The organism is Dyella dinghuensis (assembly GCF_003977615.1).
Lineage (GTDB): Bacteria > Pseudomonadota > Gammaproteobacteria > Xanthomonadales > Rhodanobacteraceae > Dyella_B > Dyella_B dinghuensis.
Window position 1 is genome coordinate 729,630 of record NZ_RYZR01000007.1, and the last position, 20,140, is coordinate 749,769.

At 60.2% G+C, this 20,140-nt stretch carries 23 protein-coding genes; 10 read left to right on the forward strand and 13 right to left on the reverse strand.

Translation table 11 applies throughout. From position 1 onward, the window contains the following. Positions 1-4: 4 nt before the first annotated feature. From EKH79_RS16920 to EKH79_RS16935, 4 genes are all read right to left on the reverse strand, one after another. A complete protein-coding gene (locus tag EKH79_RS16920) occupies positions 5-436 on the reverse strand; it encodes an organic hydroperoxide resistance protein (RefSeq protein ID WP_126674985.1) in 432 nt (143 codons plus the stop codon). A 10-nt stretch (positions 437-446) separates the two neighbouring features. Next, positions 447-896 (reverse strand): MarR family winged helix-turn-helix transcriptional regulator, encoded by a 450-nt coding sequence (locus EKH79_RS16925; RefSeq protein WP_126674986.1) that lies wholly within the window; start codon positions 894-896, stop codon positions 447-449. An 84-nt stretch (positions 897-980) separates the two neighbouring features. Further along, on the reverse strand, positions 981-1,508 hold the full coding sequence (locus EKH79_RS16930; RefSeq protein ID WP_126675073.1) for a C40 family peptidase: 528 nt from the start codon (positions 1,506-1,508) through the stop codon (positions 981-983). A 148-nt stretch (positions 1,509-1,656) separates the two neighbouring features. Continuing rightward, positions 1,657-3,078 carry a hypothetical protein gene (locus EKH79_RS16935; protein ID WP_126674987.1) on the reverse strand — a complete coding sequence of 474 codons (1,422 nt, stop codon included), beginning with the start codon at positions 3,076-3,078 and terminating at the stop codon, positions 1,657-1,659. 33 nt (positions 3,079-3,111) lie between these two features. Between EKH79_RS16935 and EKH79_RS16940 the strand changes: the two genes are divergently transcribed. The 3 genes from EKH79_RS16940 to hutG are packed head-to-tail and all read left to right on the forward strand — an operon-like array spanning position 3,112 to position 6,577. Beyond that, a complete protein-coding gene (locus EKH79_RS16940; protein WP_126674988.1) occupies positions 3,112-4,371 on the forward strand; it encodes an NAD(P)/FAD-dependent oxidoreductase in 1,260 nt (419 codons plus the stop codon). A 34-nt stretch (positions 4,372-4,405) separates the two neighbouring features. Beyond that, positions 4,406-5,752 (forward strand): glutathione-disulfide reductase, encoded by a 1,347-nt coding sequence (gorA, locus tag EKH79_RS16945; protein ID WP_126674989.1) that lies wholly within the window; start codon positions 4,406-4,408, stop codon positions 5,750-5,752. A 24-nt stretch (positions 5,753-5,776) separates the two neighbouring features. Then, complete coding sequence (gene hutG, locus EKH79_RS16950; RefSeq protein ID WP_126674990.1) at positions 5,777-6,577, forward strand: N-formylglutamate deformylase; 801 nt, start codon at positions 5,777-5,779, stop codon at positions 6,575-6,577. Positions 6,578-6,581: 4 nt separating this feature from the next. On the opposite strand, the gene EKH79_RS16955 is transcribed toward hutG, so the two are convergent. The 8 genes from EKH79_RS16955 to asnS all read right to left on the reverse strand — a co-directional run bounded on the left by EKH79_RS16955 (position 6,582) and on the right by asnS (position 13,006). Next, positions 6,582-6,956, reverse strand: coding sequence for a hypothetical protein (locus EKH79_RS16955; RefSeq protein WP_126674991.1), 375 nt, complete (start codon positions 6,954-6,956; stop codon positions 6,582-6,584). A gap of 82 nt (positions 6,957-7,038) precedes the next feature. Next, positions 7,039-7,467: a RidA family protein gene (locus EKH79_RS16960; protein WP_126674992.1), complete on the reverse strand. Its 429-nt coding sequence runs from the start codon at positions 7,465-7,467 to the stop codon at positions 7,039-7,041. Next, on the reverse strand, positions 7,464-8,078 hold the full coding sequence (can, locus tag EKH79_RS16965; RefSeq protein WP_233590376.1) for a carbonate dehydratase: 615 nt from the start codon (positions 8,076-8,078) through the stop codon (positions 7,464-7,466). Before can ends, EKH79_RS16960 begins: the two co-directional genes overlap by 4 nt. 64 nt (positions 8,079-8,142) lie before the next feature. Next, the gene (locus EKH79_RS16970; protein ID WP_126674994.1) at positions 8,143-9,594 is read right to left on the reverse strand and encodes an aldehyde dehydrogenase; all 1,452 of its coding nucleotides are present in this window, start codon (positions 9,592-9,594) and stop codon (positions 8,143-8,145) included. 55 nt (positions 9,595-9,649) lie between these two features. Next, positions 9,650-10,441 (reverse strand): SDR family oxidoreductase, encoded by a 792-nt coding sequence (locus EKH79_RS16975; RefSeq protein ID WP_126674995.1) that lies wholly within the window; start codon positions 10,439-10,441, stop codon positions 9,650-9,652. Positions 10,442-10,469: 28 nt separating this feature from the next. Beyond that, complete coding sequence (locus EKH79_RS16980) at positions 10,470-10,799, reverse strand: hypothetical protein (protein WP_233590370.1); 330 nt, start codon at positions 10,797-10,799, stop codon at positions 10,470-10,472. Then, entirely contained in the window at positions 10,796-11,593 is a 798-nt protein-coding gene (locus tag EKH79_RS16985) for a MalM family protein (protein ID WP_126674996.1), read from the reverse strand. Before EKH79_RS16985 ends, EKH79_RS16980 begins: the two co-directional genes overlap by 4 nt. A 12-nt stretch (positions 11,594-11,605) precedes the next feature. After that, positions 11,606-13,006, reverse strand: a complete 1,401-nt coding sequence (asnS, locus tag EKH79_RS16990) for an asparagine--tRNA ligase (protein ID WP_126674997.1) — start codon at positions 13,004-13,006, stop codon at positions 11,606-11,608. 158 nt (positions 13,007-13,164) lie between these two features. Here asnS and EKH79_RS16995 point away from each other — a divergent pair, with 158 nt between their 5' ends. From EKH79_RS16995 to radA, 7 genes are all read left to right on the forward strand, one after another. Beyond that, on the forward strand, positions 13,165-13,491 hold the full coding sequence (locus tag EKH79_RS16995; RefSeq protein ID WP_126674998.1) for a HesB/IscA family protein: 327 nt from the start codon (positions 13,165-13,167) through the stop codon (positions 13,489-13,491). A gap of 166 nt (positions 13,492-13,657) precedes the next feature. Next, positions 13,658-14,086, forward strand: coding sequence for a 30S ribosomal protein S6 (gene rpsF / locus EKH79_RS17000; protein ID WP_126674999.1), 429 nt, complete (start codon positions 13,658-13,660; stop codon positions 14,084-14,086). Between the two features lie 16 nt (positions 14,087-14,102). After that, on the forward strand, positions 14,103-14,333 hold the full coding sequence (rpsR, locus tag EKH79_RS17005; RefSeq protein ID WP_111983860.1) for a 30S ribosomal protein S18: 231 nt from the start codon (positions 14,103-14,105) through the stop codon (positions 14,331-14,333). A gap of 238 nt (positions 14,334-14,571) precedes the next feature. Further along, positions 14,572-15,021: a 50S ribosomal protein L9 gene (rplI, locus tag EKH79_RS17010; RefSeq protein ID WP_126675000.1), complete on the forward strand. Its 450-nt coding sequence runs from the start codon at positions 14,572-14,574 to the stop codon at positions 15,019-15,021. 205 nt (positions 15,022-15,226) lie between these two features. Then, complete coding sequence (locus EKH79_RS17015; RefSeq protein ID WP_126675001.1) at positions 15,227-16,618, forward strand: replicative DNA helicase; 1,392 nt, start codon at positions 15,227-15,229, stop codon at positions 16,616-16,618. 137 nt (positions 16,619-16,755) lie between these two features. Next, a complete protein-coding gene (alr, locus tag EKH79_RS17020; RefSeq protein ID WP_126675002.1) occupies positions 16,756-17,844 on the forward strand; it encodes an alanine racemase in 1,089 nt (362 codons plus the stop codon). A 69-nt stretch (positions 17,845-17,913) separates the two neighbouring features. After that, entirely contained in the window at positions 17,914-19,293 is a 1,380-nt protein-coding gene (gene radA / locus EKH79_RS17025) for a DNA repair protein RadA (protein ID WP_126675003.1), read from the forward strand. A gap of 12 nt (positions 19,294-19,305) precedes the next feature. On the opposite strand, the gene EKH79_RS17030 is transcribed toward radA, so the two are convergent. After that, positions 19,306-20,115 (reverse strand): cytochrome C assembly family protein, encoded by an 810-nt coding sequence (locus EKH79_RS17030; RefSeq protein ID WP_126675004.1) that lies wholly within the window; start codon positions 20,113-20,115, stop codon positions 19,306-19,308. Between the last annotated feature and the right edge of the window lie 25 nt (positions 20,116-20,140).

A 20,140-nucleotide genomic window follows, 5' to 3' on the forward strand; every position in this document is an offset into this window, starting at 1 on the left:
AAGATCAAACCAGGCTGATCTGCACGTCGACATTGCCGCGCGTCGCATGCGAATACGGGCAGATATCGCGATGCGCCGTATCGACCAGTTCTTGCGCAACAGCGCGGTCGATGCCGGGGAGGCTGACGTCGAGCTTCACGGCAATACCGAAACCGGTGGGTTCGCGCGGGCCGATACCGACATGCGCCGTGACGGATGCATCTTTCAGCGCAACCTTCTTCTCGCGCGCAACATAACGCACTGCACCTTCAAAGCACGCGGCATAACCTGCGGCGAACAGCTGCTCCGGATTGCTGCCGGCACCGCCCGGGCCGCCCAGTTCCTTCGGAACCTTCAGATCGAAATCCAGCACGCCATCGCTGCTATGGATGTGACCTTCGCGGCCGCCCTTGGCGGTGGCTGTAGCGGTGTAGAGAACTTTGGTCGGATTGCTCATGGTCGTCGTCTCATTCTTGGGTGGGGGCGAGTTGGATCGCCAGGGATTTGAGTTCGTCGCGCAGACGTACGAATTCGTCGGCGGACATGCAAAGTTTTTTTGCCAGGCAACGCGGTACTTCGGTGGCACGCTCGTGCAGGCTACGTCCCGCGTTGGTCAACGTTATTTCCACTTCACGCTCGTCACTCTCACGACGTCGTCGTAAAAGCAGATCGGCTTGCTCCAGTCGCTTCAGCAGCGGCGTGAGCGTGCCGGAGTCGAGCTGCAGGCGCGCACCGAGTTCGCGCACCGTAATCCCGTCGCGCTCCCACAACACCAGCATCACCAGATATTGGGGATAGGTAAGGCCCAATGCGTCGAGCAGCGGGCGATAAACCGCCGTCAGGCGTCGCGACGCGGCGTACAGCGCGAAGCAGAGCTGTTCGTCGAGCAACAAGTTGGGTTCGAGGTCAGCCTTCATGTTTCGAAAGATAGCATCAAATTTAATTGTGCACAATATATTTTTTGTGAAGAGAGCAAAAAGACTTCTTTGGGGTTCGAATGATCAGTCGAGCAGGCGTTTGCCGTAGGCGAAATGGTCGCGCCAGTAGGGCCCGTCGATGTCGTCGAGGCGAACGGTGCCGCCGCTGTTGGGTGCATGCACGAATCGGCCTTTGCCGACGTAGACGCCGACGTGGCTGATACCGCCGCCGATGTCGAAGAAAACCAGATCGCCGCTGATCAGGTCGTCCATGCTGCGGACTTTCTGCCCGTCGATCCCGGCCATGTCGCGCGAGCTGTGCGGCAGCATGATGTTGGCCGCATTGCGATAGATATAGTCGACCAGCCCGCTGCAATCGAAGCCGCCTTCGGGCGTGTTGCCGCCGTAGTGATACGGCGTGCCGACCAGCGCCATGGCGCGGAACAGCACATCGTTGGCGGTTCCGACGGAGTTTTCCGGCGCGCGCGCCGGTTCGTCGGCGAGGGCCGAGTGCGAAGGTTTGTAAGTTGCTTCGCGTCGAGGGTTGCTGGCACACGCGGCCAATAACAACAGCAAGCTAGCGATGGCGGCCAGGCGCAGCGCCTGGCCCATCGGTCTGTGCTTATCCGTATCACCCGTGCTGGCCAGAGCCATACATAAACCTCGGCGGCGTTTGCGCCGAGCTTATATCAAATCAATAGCTTGGATGGAAGTTCCTAGAAACTGCAAGAGCTAAGTGCGGCAAGTCGACTTAGGCCCGTCAGTGCATGGCGACGTCGATATTTTCTTGACCAAGCGTGGCCCCTGCGGCATTCCACGCCCGCAGCCGGTAATGACCGGGGTAGAGGTAGAGCACGTTGTGGGAATGACCTTTGAGAAAGGTGTATCGATCGGCGGGAGTAGCGTTGTCCGGTTCGCCGGGGTAATACGCATCCACGACGCAGGGAACCTGGTCTTGGCACAGACTCGTGTCGATGGAAACAGTGGCGCGCTTTCCATCAAGGCTCAACCAGGATGGGCGTTCGCGAACATCGAACGGCTGGCGCGGCAAAACAATTTCCCGGCGCACAGCATCGGCCTGGTTGGCGATACCGTAATCCAGATCGCCTGGAGAAGCCGGCGGCAGAATGACGCTTATGTCGTGCTCGCGTGGCGCGGAAGTCCAGTAGGTGTCCGAATCGAGTTTGCGCAACGCGATGGGTTGGTGCGGCGAAAACTGCAAGGCCATCTTGTCGTAGAAGCCGAAATCGAGTCCGCCCACCGCGACATCGCGAAATTGCACCTGGTCGATGCACAGCGGGTCGTATCCACTTAGCACTTTGAGCTGCATGGCCATCGGCTTGATGTTGTTGCCGAGATTGCCCGCGGCTTTGTCGATGTGGGAATAGCCGGCGTGCACGAATAGTTTTGCCTGCGGATCCTTGGCGAACACCTTTTCGTAAAGCGTTTGCGCTTCGACGGTGTCGCGGCCGGTGGATGTTGGCTCGTCCGGGTCATAGGGCACGATGATGTAGCCCAGCTTGACCGCCTGACGAATGATTTCGCCGTAAAGCGGTTCCAGCAGATATTCGGTGCCGGTTGTCTCATTCGGATAGCCGCGTTGCGTCAGGCCCGGGTCTTTATCGTCCACCGCCTCGGCGGCGAAATACCGAAAACCCATCGCACGCAGGCGTGGAAGCAACTCCAGCGTCAACTCACGGGTGTGCGCATCGTGGTGGGCTTCGTTGACCATCACGATATGGCGGTTCGCGGCCATATCGACGACGGCATCGGCAGCGCTCACGGTCGCCCATGCACCGCGCTGCGGAAGCATTTGAGACCTCGGTGGATTGATGCGGTTGTCGAACGGAAAGGCCATCATGGCTTCGTTATAGAGACCCAACTCGCTATCCACGGTAGCGAGCAGTTGTTCTGCAAACGCGGCATCGTCTTTATCGAGCCTGGGTATCACTTCGGTAAGGTAGTCGTAACGCGCAAGGCCGTTGGGCGCGTCACCGAAGTGCTTGATCACTTCGTCGGTACTGGGGACCGAAGTATCGGGCGCAGGGGTTTGCGCATGCACGCTGGTCAATGCCAGCAGCACGGTCGTGCAAAACAGGCACTTCGGTAAACGCATCGGCATAGTGGGGACAATGTCGTGGTTGCGCGACACCAGCCTGCGACGTTCTTTGTCCGTACGCAAGTACCAATGCAGCAGGATCGCTACAATGGTCGGATGGATGCTTCCCGTTGCGATGTCCTGATCCTTGGTGGTGGTGTAATCGGCCTGTCCTGTGCGCTTTACCTGCTCAGGGGTGGCGCCAGCGTGCGCGTGCTGGAGCAGGGGACGCCCGGTTGCGGCAGTTCACACGGCAATTGCGGCACGATAACGCCCAGCCATGCAGCGCCCTTGGCGATGCCGGGCATGCTTGGCGTTGCGTTGCGTTCGATGCTTCGTTCCGACGCGCCGCTATATCTCAACCCTCGTTTCGACAGCCCCCGACTGCGCTGGCTGCTTGGCTTTGCCAGGCATTGCAACTGGCAGGACTTCAACCGTGCCGCGCAGGCGCGCGCTGCGATCCTGCAGCGTTCGCGTGGTTTGCTGGCCAACTTGATTCGTGCGGAACGCTTGGATTGCGAGTTTGTCGAGGAAGGGGTGCTCTACGTCTATCGCAATGCACAACAACGCGACGCCGACGAACAGCACCACGCACAGTTGCTTGATCGCCTGGGTATCTCTGTGCAGCGCATGCGCGGCGATGAAGTGGAAGCCATGGAGCCTGTACTCAAACCCGGTGTGCAGGGCGGCTTTTTCCATCCAGACGATGCGCGTTTGCGGCCGGATCGCTATGTCGCGGAGCTCGCCCGTCTCGTGCGCGAACACGGTGGTGTGATCGAAACCGGTGCAAAAATCGAAGGGTTTCGCACCGAAGGCCGACACATTGCCGGTGTAAGCACGTCGCGAGGCGACTTCATGGGCGAGCGCGTTGTCATGGCGCTTGGCGCATGGTCGCCATTGCTCGGCAAACAACTTGGACTGCGTTTGCCGATGCAGCCGGGCAAGGGTTATTCGCTGACTTTCACAAGGCCGGCCCATGCACCGCAGCATGCCCTGGTGCTGCGCGAAGCGGCCGTCTGCGTCACCACGTGGGAAAGCGGTTTTCGTTTGGGCAGCACGATGGAGTTTTCCGGTTATGCCGAAGGCCTCAATCGCAAGCGCCTCGATGCGTTGCGTCGTGGTGCTGCAACAAGCTTGCGCGAACCTGAAGGCCCGCAGTTGCAGGAAGAGTGGTGGGGATGGCGACCGATGAGTATGGACGAGGTGCCGATCATCGGCCCTAGTACGCAATGGTCGAATCTGCATCTTGCGACGGCGCACGGCATGCTTGGCGTAAGCATGTCGGCGGCCACCGGTGAACTGGTGGCAGCACAACTCAACGGAACAACGCCTGCATTCGACCCGACAGCTTACGCACCGGCACGATTTGGCCTGTAGCGCATAACCACCCGCATCCCAAAGGAGAGGCAAGATGGCCGACCGCTTCGATCTGATCGTCCTCGGTGCGGGTTCCGGGGGATTGAGCGTTGCGCAGCGCGCGGCGAAGCTGGGCGCACGCGTGGCGATGTTCGATCCCGATGCGTTGGGTGGCACATGCACCAATCGCGGCTGCGTGCCGAAGAAGGCGATGTGGTTTGCGGCGCAGATGGCCGATATGCATCGTCTTGCGGCGGACTTCGGTTTCGAGACGACGCCGATGCGACTGGATTGGGCGCGTTTTCGCAAACTGCGCGATCAATACATCACGGGTATTCGTCACCGTTATAAAGAACGCCTGGAAGCTGCTGGCATTCACGTCGTTATGGAAGCGGCGCGGCTGATCTCAGTCGACACCGTGGAAACGACATCCGGTGCGCGCTTCAGTGCGCCGCACATTGTCGTTGCAACGGGAGCGCGTCCTCACCGTCAGGATTTGCCTGGTTTTGAGTTAGGCATGGTGTCCGACGACATCTTCACGCTGGAAGTGGCGCCGCGGCACATCATGGTCGTCGGTGGCGGTTACGTAGCCGTTGAATTTGCCTGTGTTTTGCGTGCTTTGGGTTGTGAAGTCGATCTTTTGATTCGCGAAAACATGCTCGGCAATTTCGATGCGGAACTCGTTGCAGCGTTGATGGAACGGATGCAGGCGCATGGCATCCGCATCGTGCGCCGTTCGCAGGTGATAGCGGCCGAAGGCAAGCCGGGCGCCATCACGCTAAAAACGGATGACGGTGCCGATTACGGTGTTTACGATGCGCTGCTCTGGGCTATCGGCCGTGTTCCCAATAGCGAACATATCGGTCTGGAGGCGCTGGGCGTTGCCCGCGACGAAGAAGGTCACATCCTGGTCGATGCATTTCAGAACACCAGCGTATCGGGCGTCTACGCGGTAGGCGATGTCACCGACCGCTGGGCACTGACACCGGTTGCCGTAGCTGCCGGACGCTCACTGGCGGATCGCTTGATCGGCGGCGATGCGAATGCGCGCTTCGACGACACCGCCGTTCCCAGCGTGGTGTTCTCCGAACCTCCGCTAGGCATGGTCGGTCTCACCGAACAACATGCACGCGCGCGTTATGGCGATGACATTGCCGTCCACACGGGACGCTACACGCCGTTGATGTTCATGGTTGCCGGACGTTCGCAGCAGAGCGTGGTGAAGATCATTTGCGTCGGCACCAATCACAAGGTGGTCGGCATCCATGTGCTGGGGCCCGGTAGCGATGAATTGCTGCAAGGGTTTGCCGTGGCGATGCAAAAGGGCCTGTATTGGCGCGATCTAAAAGCGTCGATTGCGATTCATCCCACGGCTGCCGAGGAGTTGCTGTTGCTGCATTAAGTGCGAACGGGTCAAACTGCGCCCATGGAAACGTTCACCCTTACACGTGGCAGCGCGCCGCTACTCATCAGCCTGCCGCACAACGGCAGCTTCATTCCTGACGATCAGGCCAAGCGCATGTATCCACGTGCGCGCCGCTCGCCGGACACCGATTGGCACGTCGCGCAACTGTACGAACCGCTCGCGGCCGATTTCGGGGCGAGTGTGATCAAGCCCGTCGCGTCGCGATACGTCGTTGACCTCAACCGTCCGGCGGATGGTCACGCGCTTTATCCGGGGCGTCGCGAAACGGGGCTGGTGCCAACGATCAGTTTCGACGGTGAGCCGCTTTACTTCTCCGGCCAGGAGCCGGCCGCCGAGGAAATCCAGCAGCGTGTGGAAACATGGTGGCGTCCTTATCACCAGGCGTTGGCGCAGGAAATTGCGCGACTGCTAGAGGAGCACGGCCGGGTAGTGCTGTGGGAAGGTCACTCCATCCGCAGTCGTGTCCCGATGTTGTTCGAAGGACGCTTGCCCGACTTCAACCTGGGGACTGCCGATGGAGCCAGTTGCGGCCCCGATCTGCAGTGGAGTCTGACCAGCGTGATGGAGGCCCAGTCCCGCTACGACTTCGTGCTCAACGGCCGCTTCAAGGGGGGCTATATCACCCGCCAATATGGCAAGCCGTCGGAGGGGATCCAGGCTATCCAGCTGGAGCTTGCCCAGTGCCAGTACATGAACGAGGAGAGCTTTGCCTGGGATGCCAGCAACGCGCCGATGGTGCAGGGCATGATCCGCCGATTGCTTGAAAAGTGCCTGGACCAACCGGAAAAAAACGAAATTTGAAGGTTCAAGCCACGGCTTGCTTAATTTGTAACCAGATGGGCTTTTTTTCTGAATTCTGTTCAGTTGCCGTATGCCGAGAACCATGCATTGTTGCTACCGTCACGCCGCCCGAGTTTGCCGGGTTCCGGCCGGGTCCGTGGCAATCAAAAATCTCGAGGCTCATGATCATGATGCGTAAACTTGCGATCGCTTCTCTGCTCGTTGCTGGTGTGGCGCTCTCCGGTTCCGTCTTCGCCCAGTCGGCCGCTTCCTCTTCGGCAGCACCGGCATCGTCGACGTCGACCGCGAAGCACCACAAGGCTGCTAAGTCCTCGTCTTCGTCCACGTCGACCAAGAAGTCCCACAAGAAGTCGAGCAGCACGCCGGCTTCCAGCAGCACCGCTGGTGGCGCGAAGTAATCGTTGCAATACGGTTCGGTATACCGAGAAAACCCCGGCTTCCAAGCCGGGGTTTTTTTATGCTCAGTGGTCGGCGGAGGGAAGCGCCGCGATGCATTTGAGCTCGATGGCGATCGGTGTCGGAAGCGCCGTGATGCCTAGCGTCGTGCGGCATGCATCGACGCCTTTGAAGTATTCCGCATACAAGCGGTTGTAGATCGGAAAGTCGCGTGCCATGTCGGTGAGAAACACGGTGACATCGACAAGCTGTTCCCAGCGCGCTCCGCTGGCTTCCAACACGGCGCGCACATTCGCAAACACCTGCCGGCACTGCTGTTCGATGTCGTAGCTGATCAGCTTGCCGTCGGCATCGTGCACATTGCCCGGAATGACATTGGTGCCGGGCTGACGTGGGCCTACGCCCGAAAGAAAAAGCAGATGGCCGACCCGGCGCGCATGCGGATAAGCGCCCACCGGTGTGGGCGCCGCATCGGTGCGTACGACGTCGCTCACCGCATTTCTCCGGCGTGGCGCATCACGTGATGGAGTGCCTGCTCGTAAACCGGACGCAGCGACTCGCGCGAATCGACATGCATGCCGAGGTCGTGCATGTGTCCATTGGACAAGCTGTAGCACCACGCGTGCACCGAAAGCGGCTGTCCGCGCTCCCAGGCTTCCATCACGACGGTGGTCTGGCAGACATTGACGACCTGTTCGATCGCATTGAGTTCGCACAAGCGCGTGTTGCGCAAGGGCATCGAAGGGAGCGAAGCAAGCACTTCGCCGTGTTTCTGCGCGACATCGCCGACGTGACGCAACCAGTTGTCGACAAGGCCAAGTCGACGCTCGTCCAGCACAGCCTGCACACCGCCGCAGCCGTAGTGGCCAACAACGATAATGTGCTCGACTTTGAGCACGTCCACCGCAAACTGGATGGCGCTGAGGCAGTTGAGATCGGTGTGCGAGACGACGTTGGCGACATTGCGCTGAACGAAAATCTCGCCGGGCGGGAGATCGACAATCTGCGTAGCGGGCACGCGCGAATCCGAGCAGCCGATCCACAAGTATTTGGGTGACTGCTGTTTGGCGAGGCGCTCAAAGAATTGCGGATCGGCGCGGGTCATGTCGGCCGACCAGCGGCGGTTGCTGTCGATCAGATCCTGTAGTGGGCTGCTCAAGATGAATTCCTCAATAGCGAATACAAATATTGCGCGGCTCGGTGAAGAAGCGCAGCGCCTCAACGCCGCCCTCGCGACCGACGCCAGATTGTTTGCTGCCACCGAACGGCGTGCGCAGGTCGCGCAACAGCCAGCAATTGATCCAGACGATGCCGAATTCCAGCTGGTTGGCCATGCGATGTGCGCGTGAGAGGTCCGTCGTCCACAACGATGCGGCAAGGCCATAGCCCGTGCCGTTCGCAATCGCCAAGGCTTCGGTTTCGTCTTCGAACGGAATTAGCGTGACAACGGGGCCGAAAATTTCCTGTTGGTTCGTCATCGTGTCGTTCGACAAGCCATCGATCACGGTTGGCGCGACAAACCATCCGTTGGTGCAACGGCCGTTGAGTTTCAACGACTCGCCGCCAATGAGAACGTTGCCACCTTCATCGCGCGCCTGCGCAATGCAGCGCATGACTTTGTCAAAATGTTCGCTGGAGACGAGCGCACCAAGGTCGCTGGATGCTTCTTGTGGATCGCCGACGCGCAAAGCTTTCACACGCGCCAGATAGCGCTCGCGGAATGCGTCGTAGATCGAGCGTTGCACCAGCAGACGCGAACCGCACAAACAGATCTCGCCTTGATTGGCGAAGCCCGATCGCACAATGGTGTCGAGATTCTCGTCCGAGAGATCGGCATCGGCAAAAACGATGGCGGGATTCTTGCCGCCAAGCTCCAGCGAAACCTTCTTGAATTGCGGTGCCGCGATAGCTGCGATGCTGGCGCCTGTACGCGTGCTACCGGTGAAGGAGACGGCCTTGATGGCGGGGTGTTCCACGATTGCCTGACCGGTGGTCGGGCCACGGCCCTGCACAATGTTCAATACGCCCGGCGGAAAACCTGCTTCGATACTGAGTTCGCCCAACAGCGCAGCTGTGCAGGGCGTGATTTCCGACGGCTTCGCGACCACCGCATTGCCACTCGCCAGGGCAGGCGCGATCTTCCACGTAAACAGATAGAGAGGAAGGTTCCACGGGCTTATGCAGCCGACAACACCCAGCGGCCGGCGCAGCGTGTAATTGATCGCACCGGTTTCCATCGCGTGCGATTCGCTATCCCACGCCGTGATGGCGGCAGCGAAAAAGCGCAGGTTGGAGATTGCGCGCGGAATATCCAGACGCTTTGCGAGCGCAACCGGCTTGCCGCTATCGCGCGATTCCAGTTCGGCAAATTCATCCAGCCGCGCTTCGATCAGATCGGCGAGACGATTGAGGTAACGTGCGCGTTCGTCGGAGGGTGTGGCAGCCCATCCCGGCGCGGCTTTTTGTGCCGCTTGTGTGGCGGCATCGACGTCGGCAGCGGTGGAATCCGGGCAGTGTGCGAACAACGTGCCGGTGGCCGGCTCGTAAACGTCGAGCCAGTGATTTTCCAGGGGCGCCTGCAGGCGACCGTCAATGAGATTGGCGAGGCGTGTGCTTGGCATCCTTGCAAGCTTAGAACCTGCGCGCCCGGATTGCACCGGACGCGTGCGTACAGGCTTAACTCAGCGACTTGGTGCGGCCGCCATCGACCGCGATGCTGACGCCGTTGACGTAGGCGGCCGCCGGTGTGCACAGGAACGCGATCACTGCGCCCACTTCGCCCGGTTCGCCGAAACGGCGTGCCGGAACGGCAGCCACCATCTCCGCAGCGAGCTCTTCTTCGCTGCGCCCGGTCTTCTTCATTTGCGCATCGAGGATGCCGTCAAGGCGCGCGGTACGTGTGTAGCCCGGCAGCACATTGTTGACAGTGATGCCGTCCACAGCGAGCTCACCGGCGAGGGTTTTCGCCCACGCGGCAACCGCCGCACGAACGGTGTTGGATACGCCAAGACCCGGAATCGGTTCTTTCACCGACGTGGAAATGACGTTGACGAGGCGGCCGTAACCACTCGCTCGCATGCCGGGCAATACGGTTTGCAGCAATACCTGGCCAGCAATCAGGTGCTGGCGGAACGTATTTTCGAATGCAGCAGGTTCGGCCGTGTGAGCAAGGCCACCTGGAGGGCCGCCTGTGTTGTTGATCAGGATCTGCACTGGATTGGCCGCGACAATGTCAGCTGCCGCGGCCTGCAAGCCTGCGGTGTCCTGCATGTCGACGCTGCGCCAGTCGTGCCGCTGCGACGCGTGTTTCTTCGGCAGGCTCGCAGCAACCCCCTTGAGCTGATCTGCCGAGCGCGCAAGCAGCGTGACGTTCGCGCCGAGCTCGGCCAGTTCGACCGCCGTTGCGCGGCCAATGCCTTGCGATGCGCCACACACCAGCGCGTGACGGCCACTCAAATCCAATTGCATGTGATCTCCTTGGCGATGTTTTGATCGCTTACGAGTGTGCGCTATGCCACTGCAGGGCGAGCGCCGCAATCCAGCATCCCCACGCGATCCATTGACTGTAGCGCCAGACACGCCAGATGCGCGTGATGGATGCATCGTCGATGGCCGCAATCGCCGGCGATCGCAGCACGTGCTGCATGCGTAGCCACAATTGCGGTCCGCGCGCAGCCTGACTGCCGCCCGTATCCACGATCACTTTCCAGTGCTGGGGATAGTCTTCACGCAAATGTTTGGCAATACGAAACGGCAACACCGCGTGCATGGTGAAGGCCACAAGACCAATGAGCAATAAACCGATGTAGACAACAAATGGAATCAAAGGGGGCCCCAGCTCAAGTGTGACGGCAGATCGCTGCGCAGCGTGTTGAGCACGCCATCACCGGGAGGTGCCTTGCCGCATACGGCCTTGTCGACGGCCTGAGCATACGTCTTATCCATCATGCCTACCCACACGGTGCCATCCGGACCATGCTGGATTTTGTAGCTGCCGCCCATCGTGGTTGCCGCCGGCGTGCTGGAGGTATTGTTAATCGAGAACGTGCTGGCCGTTTGCTCCCAGTACGTGTTGTCGTTTTGTTGCTTGCCCGAGCTGTAGACAACGACGTAGCGCGCGCGCTTGTCCGTGACCGTGACGCTACCGAATGCGCCGCTGTCGCTGTTGCTCCAGCCCATGTATTCGCACAGTTTCACATCCGTCGAATCGATTGGCTGAAATGCACCATCCAGCAGGACGACGCTCGGTGCGAACAGGTAACTGGAATTCGTTACCGAACGCCCCACCAGTTCGGATTTCAGCGCGATCTTGTACGGCAGCTTGGCATCCGTCGGCAGCGCGAAGCTCAGGAAGTAGCTGCGCACGCCGTTGATCGCCGCGACGGGACTGGTTCCTCCCAACACAAATTGCTGCGGATGCCAGGGCAGCGGATTCTGATAAGAAAAATCCGCGAAGCTGGTGCAGCAGGGCGTGGCCTGATCGAGCGCCTTCTTTGCATCCGCCAGCGTTCGGGTTGGCGGACTCTGCGGCAGCAAGGTCGTAGGCAAGGGCAGCTTGACGCTATGGCAAGCGCCGAGCAGTAACGAGAAAGCGATGATGAGTAACGGACGCAGTTGCATGGGATCGATAACTTAGAAGTCGGCACTCCCTGCCGCGCGGGGGTAGGGGATGGCATCGCGGATGTTCTGCAATCCGCACACATACACCAGCAGGCGTTCAAAGCCTAGGCCAAAGCCTGCATGAGGTACGGTGCCATAGCGGCGCAGGTCACGGTACCAACCGTATGTGGCGATATCGAGACCGAACTTGGCCATACGGCGGTCCAGATAATCCAGACGTTCCTCGCGCTGGCTGCCGCCAATGATTTCACCGATGCCAGGCGCGAGTACGTCCATCGCGGCAACGGTTTTTTCGTCGTCGTTGAGGCGCATGTAGAACGCCTTGATCTGCTCGGGGTAATTCATCACTACCACCGGACGGCCGACGTGTTTTTCGGCAAGGTAACGCTCGTGCTCGGTCTGCAGATCGATACCCCATGCCACGGGGAATTCGAACTTCTGATTGGACTTTTTGAGTATTTCGATGGCATCGGTGTAGTCGATGCGTTCGAACGGTTGCGCGATAAAGTTTTCCAGACGCGTGACGGCTTCAGGCAACACACGTTCGGCGAAGAACGCCATGTCGTCGCCACGCTCTTCGAGCACGGCCTTGAAGATGGCCTTCAGGAATGCTTCGGCGCAGTCGGCATCTGCGGCGAGATCGGCGAACGCAATTTCCGGTTCGATCATCCAGAACTCGGCAAGGTGACGCGGCGTGTTGGAGTTTTCGGCGCGGAACGTCGGGCCGAAGGTGTACACCTTGCTCATCGCCAGCGCATACGCTTCGACATTGAGCTGGCCCGATACGGTAAGAAATGCTTCGCGGCCGAAGAAATCCTTGCGGAAATCGATCTTGCCTTTTTCATCGCGCGGCAGGTTCGCCAGATCCAGTGTGGACAGGCGGAACATGTCGCCGGCGCCTTCGGCATCCGACGTGGTGATGATGGGCGTGTTGATCCAGAAGAAGCCTTCGTCGGTGAGATGGCGGTGAATCGCCGTCATCATCGTGTGGCGCACGCGCGTGACCGCGCCGAACAGATTGGTGCGCGGGCGCAGATGTGCGACTTCGCGCAGGAATTCCATCGAGTGTTGCTTGGGCTGGATGGGGTAGGTTTCCGGATCGTCCACCATACCCGTAACGACCACATCGTCGGCCTGGAGTTCGAACGTTTGGCCTTTGCCTTGTGAGGGGACTAGCGTGCCGGTGACGATCACGCCCGCACCGGCGGTGAGATGTTTGACCTCGCTTTCGTAATTTCCGACCGTGGCAGGAACGACGGCCTGGATCGGATCGAAGCACGAACCGTCGCTGACATTCACGAACGACAGGCCAGCCTTGGAGTCGCGCCGGGTACGCACCCAGCCACGGACAGTGACTTTGCTGCCGGCTTCGACTTTGCCGGAAAGGGCCTGTTTGACGCTTACCACCGTCATGGATTGAAACTCCTGGGAGAAGCGCCCATTTGTTAAGGGCAAGCTGGCTAGCTCGCCACTCCTTTGGGCGTGAGGGCAAGCGGGCATGATAATGTAGCCCTTGCCCGCACTGCGACATGCAAAGCGGGTCATTAGTGCCAAATCAGAAACACTGTCCTATGAGCATCTCGATAACCCCCGCCGCCAACCAACGCATGCGCCAGTTCCTTGAACAGACGCCAGCGGCCGCGGGCGTCCGTTTCGGCGTGAAGAAGACCGGCTGCTCGGGCTTTGCCTACGTGGTGGACCTGGCCGAAACCGCGGGCACGGACGATCAGACGTTCCAGATCGACGGCGTGCCCGTCATCGTCGATGCCAAGGCGCTGCCGCTCGTCGACGGCACGGTGATCGACTTCCAGCGCCAGGGCCTCAACGCCAGCTTCGTCTTCCACAACCCCAATGCCACCGGGGAATGCGGCTGCGGCGAAAGCTTCACCGTCGGCTAAGGCCATCCGCAAACCCATTTAGATCAGCACGTTGCGCTGACTGGTTGATCCCGCTTACAATTCCGCTTCTGTCTGCGCGCAAAGGCGTGCGGGTGGGACCTTGCCTCACCGCATCTGCGGGAGGCTGACTGGCCTGTAAGGGCCTCATCCATAAGGAGTTTCCCCAATGACCTTGCGTCATTACGAAGTAGTGTTTCTGGTCCATCCTGACCAGAGCGAACAGGTTCCGGCGATGATCGAGCGTTACAAGGCGCTGATCACGGCCGACGGCGGCAAGATCCACCGCCTGGAAGATTGGGGCCGCCGCCAGCTGGCGTACCCGATCGTGAACCTGGCCAAGGCTCACTACGTCCTGCTCAACATCGAAGTGGGCCAGAACGCGCTGAACGAACTGGAGTCGGGTTTCCGCTTCAACGATGCGGTGCTCCGTCACCTCGTCATCAAGCGTGACGAAGCCGACACCGATCAGTCCTTCATCCTGAAGAGTAAGGAAAAGGATGATGCCAAGTCCTCGCGCCGCCGCGACGACGACTCCGACGGTGATGACCGCCGTGTTGGTCGCGCTGACAGCGACGATGTCGATCTCGAAGACTGATTAGGAGCCTAAAGCCATGTCCAAGTTCTTCCGCCGCCGCAAGTTCTGCCGCTTTACGGCCGAAAACGTCAAAGAGATCGACTACAAGGATCTCAACACGCTGCGCCAGTACGTCACTGAGAACGGCAAGATCGTTCCCAGCCGCATCACCGGCACCAAGGCTCGTTACCAGCGTCAGCTGGCCACGGCCATCAAGCGCGCTCGTTTCCTCGCGCTGCTGCCGTACACCGACAACCACGACGTCTGATCGTCGTTTTTCCTCCTCTCCCCTTTGGGGAGAGGATCGAGGTGAGGGGGCATGCTTGCGATAGCGCTGGTTCGGAGCGTGCTTCGAATCGGCCATGACGCAAGATTGGCCCCTCACCCCAGCCCTCTCCCCGTAGGGGAGAGGGAGTAATTAAGTTAATTAAGTAAGTTGTACGACTTCGGACAACCGTCCACGGCTGCGCTGGGCCACACCGGTGCTAACGAATTAAGGAATTACCATGGAACTCATTCTTCTCGAGAAAGTGCGCAACCTCGGCAACCTCGGCGACAAGGTCAAAGTGAAGCCGGGTTACGGCCGCAACTACCTGCTGCCGCAGGGCAAGGCCGTTCGCGTGAATGCCGACAACCTCGCCGCGTTCGAAGCACGCCGCGCCGAATACGAAGCCAAGGCCAACAACCTGTTGACCGACGCTGAGTCGCGCAAAGCCAAGCTGGCTGACGTGACGGTGACCATCAGCGCCAATGCAAGTCCGGAAGGCAAGCTGTACGGCTCGGTCGGTCCGCGCGAGATCTCCGACGCGCTGCAGGCCGCCGGTCACGACATCCACAAGAACGAAGTGATCCAGGGCGAAGGCCCGATCCGTCACATCGGCGAATACGATGTGGTGATCAGCTTGCACGCTGACGTGCAGAGCTCGGTGAAGGTGATCGTGGTCGGCGAAAAATAAGCCGCTACGTCATCAACCTGATGCAAGCGAACGGGCGCCCATGCGGCGCCCGTTTCTTTTGTGGGTACTCGCAACGTCGGTTATCCCCAGGCGCCCACAAGATATCCACAGACTTATTGTCTCGTTCTATGAGACAGCGCCGCGTATGCTCTCTCTTCGTGCCCGCCGACACGGTGTGCGCCTTTCCTTGCAACAGGGAATGTCCATGTCCTTTGTGCCTGAACGCAAATCCAGTAACAGTGCCATCGAAGCCCTTCGCGTTCCTCCGCATTCCATCGATGCGGAGCAGGCGGTGCTGGGCGGTTTGATGCTTGCGTCCGATGCGCTGGACCGCGTCGCCGACAAACTGGGCGAGCAGGATTTCTATCGCAAGGATCACCGCCTGATCTGGCGCGCGATTACCGAGTTGGCGAACAAGGGCATGCCGTGCGACGCGATCACGCTTGGCGACTGGTTCGAAGCCAATAGCCTGGCCGAGATGGTGGGGGGCGCCAGCTATCTGGTGGAACTGGCTAACTCGACGCCCAGCGCGGCGAACATCGTCGCGTATGCGGAAATCGTGCGTGAGAAATCGGTGCTTCGTCAGTTGATCGACGCCGGTACCGCGATTACCGAAGACGGCTATCGTCCCGAAGGTCAATCGGTGCAAGAAGTGTTGGAAAACGCCGAGCAGCGCGTTTTCCACATTGCCGAGTCCGGTGCGCGCGGACGTAAAGACACGGTTTCCATGCGCGAGGCGGTGAAAGACGCTTTTCGCCTGCTGCATGAGCGTTATCAGAATCGTGGCCAGCTTACCGGCATTTCCTCGGGTTTCACCGATCTGGACAATCTTACGTCCGGTCTACAGCCCTCGGACTTGATCATCATTGCTGCGCGTCCGTCGATGGGTAAGACAGCGTTCTCGTTGAACATCGCCGAAGCGGCTGCGTTGCGCGCCAAGAAACCCGTCGCCGTGTTCTCGATGGAAATGTCGGCCTCACAGCTGGCGTTTCGTCTGATTTCGTCGGTCGGCCGCATCCATCAACAACATCTGCGCAACGGTGATCTGGCCGAAGAAGACTGGCCGCGCGTGACCAATGCGATTGCGCTGCTGTCCGAAGCGAAAATCTTTATCGACGATACGCCGGGTCTTTCGCCGGTGGAATTGCGTTCGCGCGCACGACGTCTGCATCGCGAGCACGGCGGCCTTGGCCTGATCGTCATCGACTACCTGCAGCTGATGCAGGTGCCGGGCAACAAGGAAAATCGTGCGACGGAGATTTCCGAGATCTCGCGCTCGCTCAAAGGTTTGGCGAAAGAGCTCAATGTGCCCGTGATCGCCCTGTCGCAGTTGAACCGCTCGCTGGAACAGCGCGCCGACAAGCGGCCGATGATGTCCGACCTGCGCGAATCCGGCGCTATCGAGCAGGATGCCGACGTCATCATGTTTATCTACCGCGACGACTACTACAACAAGGAATCGCCGGACAAAGGCCTCGCCGAAATCATCATCGGCAAGCAACGTAACGGCCCTACCGATACGGTGAAGCTGACCTTCCTGGGTCACTACACCAAGTTCGAGAACTACAGCCCGGATAGCTATGTGGGGAATTTCTGAGGCGATTGCCTGCGGATTGCCATCGCATTGCCCTGATCTACCGCGCGCCAGCCGATACCCTATGATGCAACGGTCATGCGCTTTCACGCCTTGAAAGCGCCGGGTTCGATCAAGCTGGGTTCGATCAAGTCAGGATCATGAGTCGCACTACTGTCGCCACCATCCATCTGGGCGCGTTGCGCCACAACCTTGAACGGCTGCGCGAGTTGGCTGCGCCAGCCAAGGTCATGGCGGTCGTCAAAGCCGATGCCTACGGGCATGGACTGGAACGTGTTGCGCGTGCGTTGAACGGTTCGGCCGATGCCTTTGCCGTGGCGTCACTGGGCGATGGATTGCGTTTGCGCGCAGCGGGACATCGTCAGCGCATTGTCGTGTTGTCGGGTCCGGATCAGGCGGGCGATATCGCCGAGATGCAGCGTCTGGGCCTTGATGCCGCGATTCATCACGAAAGTCAGCTTCAATGGCTATCCGAAGCCTCGCCGATACGCGGTCGTGTTCGCGTGTGGTTGAAGGTGGATAGCGGCATGCATCGGCTTGGGTTTGCGCCGGAGCGGGCAGTCGCCGTCCATCAGCAGTTGGCGACGATGCCGGGCATCGATCCGGACATCGGTTTGATGACGCATTTCGCCGAGTCCGAAGTGTTCGATGGCGAGCGCACACGTGAGCAGATCGAACGCTTTCGCGACGCGACGCGTGGACTGACCGGTCCGCGTTCGCTATCCAATTCGGCTGCGGTCATCGGATGGCCCGATGCGCGCGGTGATTGGGTTCGTACCGGTGGTTTGCTTTACGGGCTTTCCGTCGTGGAAGGCAAAAGCGGCGCCGATTTCGGCTTTCGCGCCGCGATGACGCTATCGACCCGATTGATTGCCATCAACGCCATCAAGCGCGGTGAGCGCATCGGCTACAACGGTTTGTGGGAATGTCCGGAAGATATGCCGGTGGGTGTTGCCGCGGTCGGTTACGGCGACGGCTATCCGCGCAGCGCAGTCGCAGGAACACCGGTGCTTGTCGGTGGCCAACGCGTGCCGCTGATCGGTCGCGTATCGATGGATCTCATCACACTCGACCTGCGCGATGCGCCGGGCGCCAAAGTAGGCGATCGCGTCACGTTGTGGGGGCCTGAGCTTCCGGTTGAAATCGTTGCCGCGCAGTCGGGCACCATCAGCTATGACCTCACCTGCGGCATGACGCGCCGTGTGCTGTTCGTCGAAGACGAAGAATGATCCGCGTGTCTCGCGGTGTGCGACCGGCAAACGCTAACCTCCCTCCATCGATCATCAGCGCATAACGCCATGGCCAAAGCCAAGACCGCCTACGTCTGCACCGACTGCGGTGCCGAACACAACAAGTGGCAAGGCCAATGCGTGGAATGCAGCGCGTGGAACACGCTGTCGGAATTTGTCGTGCAGCCCGCGCAGAAATCCGTAGGCGCTGCGCGACAGGGCGGTTATGCCGGCGCGGCGAATACCGTACCGAAAGTGACACCGCTGACGGATGTGCTGATCACCGCCGAATCGCGCACGCTTACCGGTATCGGTGAGTTGGATCGCGTACTGGGTGGCGGTTTGGTCGAGGGCTCGGTGGTGCTGATCGGCGGCGATCCCGGTATCGGCAAATCGACGTTGCTGCTTCAGATGCTGGGCAAGCTGGGTGAAAAACTTCCCAGCGTTTACGTGACCGGCGAAGAATCGCTGGCGCAGGTCGCGTCGCGCGCGCAGCGGCTCGATTTGCCGTTGCAGCCCTTGCATGCACTGGCGGAAACGGGCATCGAACGCATCCTCGAGCAAGTCGCTTCCACGCGCCCGCGTGTCCTGGTGATCGACTCGATACAAACGATCTGGACGGAACTGCTCACCGCAGCGCCCGGCTCGGTGAGTCAGGTACGCGAATCCGCGGCGAAGCTGACACGTTTTGCCAAGGAAAGCGGTACCTCGGTCTTTCTTGTCGGCCACGTCACCAAGGAAGGTGGTATCGCCGGCCCGCGCGTATTGGAACACATGGTCGATGCGGTGCTGTATTTCGAGGGCGAATCCGGCAGCCGCTTTCGCGTGCTGCGTGCTTTCAAGAATCGCTTCGGTGCGGTGAACGAGCTTGGCGTTTTCGCGATGTCGGAAAAAGGGCTGCGCGAGGTTCCGAATCCTTCGGCCATTTTCCTGTCGGCGCATAGCGGTCCAACATCAGGCAGCGCGGTCATGGTGACGCGCGAAGGTACGCGCCCGTTGCTGGTCGAAGTGCAGGCTTTGGTGGATCAGTCGTCGCTAGGTAATCCGCGCCGCGTGGCGCTCGGTCTTGAGCAGAATCGCCTGGCCATGTTGCTGGCGGTGTTGCATCGGCATGGCGGCGTTGCTGCGTACGATCAGGACGTCTTCGTCAATGTCGTCGGCGGCATTCGCGTGCAGGAAACCGCCGCCGATCTGCCGGTGCTGCTGGCGGTGCTTTCGTCGTTACGCGATCGGCCGCTTCCCGAGAAAACCATCACGTTCGGCGAAGTGGGTTTGTCCGGTGAAATCCGCCCGGTTCCCAATGGCGACGAGCGCCTGAAGGAAGCCGCGCATCATGGCTTTCGTCGCGCCATCGTGCCAAAGGCCAACGCGCCGAAGCAGGGGCGTGTCGGTGAGATGGAAGTCATCGGTGTCGAGCGGTTGTCGCAGGCTATCGACGCCTGTCGCTAACAACGCGCCGATTCAGTTCACGGGACGATGCAGGATCAGCTCCAGCACGAACTTCGAACCGAAGAACGCCAGCACCAGCATACCCATGCCGATCAGCGTGAGATTCACCGCGCTGCGGCCGCGCCAGCCATGGCGCCAGCGTCCGTAGAGCAGGGCGCCGAATACCAGCCAAGCGATAATCGACAGCACCGTCTTGTTGACGAGGTTTTGCCCGAACAGGTTGTCGACAAACAGGATGCCGGTCAGCAGCGTCAACGTAAGTAGAACGAAGCCGGCGCCAATCAAACGGAACAGCAGCGATTCGGTCAGCGTGAGCGGCGGTAGCGCGCTCAGCCATGAGCCGAGCTGACGATGCCGCAGTGCGCGTTCCTGGATCGCCAGCAAAATAGCCATGGCTGCGGCGATCGATAGAACACTGAAGGCAAGCAGCGCAACGGTGACATGCAGCTTGATGTGCCAATCCATCGGCATGGGTACGGTGCGGGGCGCGAGAAAACTATCGGCCAGCAGCAACAGCGCGCTAAGCGGAAAAACAATCACGCCGAGTGCGGCGACCGGACGCGTGAGGTTCACCAGCAGCGTAAGCGCCGACACCACGCACGCTACGAGCGATAGCGCCGCAAAAAAGTGCAGATCCAATGCGCCGCGATGCACGGCGAGCAGCTGGGCAGCGTGCGCCAGTACGGCGATGGTGGCAATCGCAAGCGCTGGCTGTGCGCCGGAAGCCGGCGCGGTGGCCTTTCCGGTAAACAGCGGGCGCGACAACAGGCCGCCGGCAAGCAGGTAGCAAACAATCGCGAAGATAGAGAGGGCGGCTAGCATCGACGGTTAGTGTGGCATATGGCCG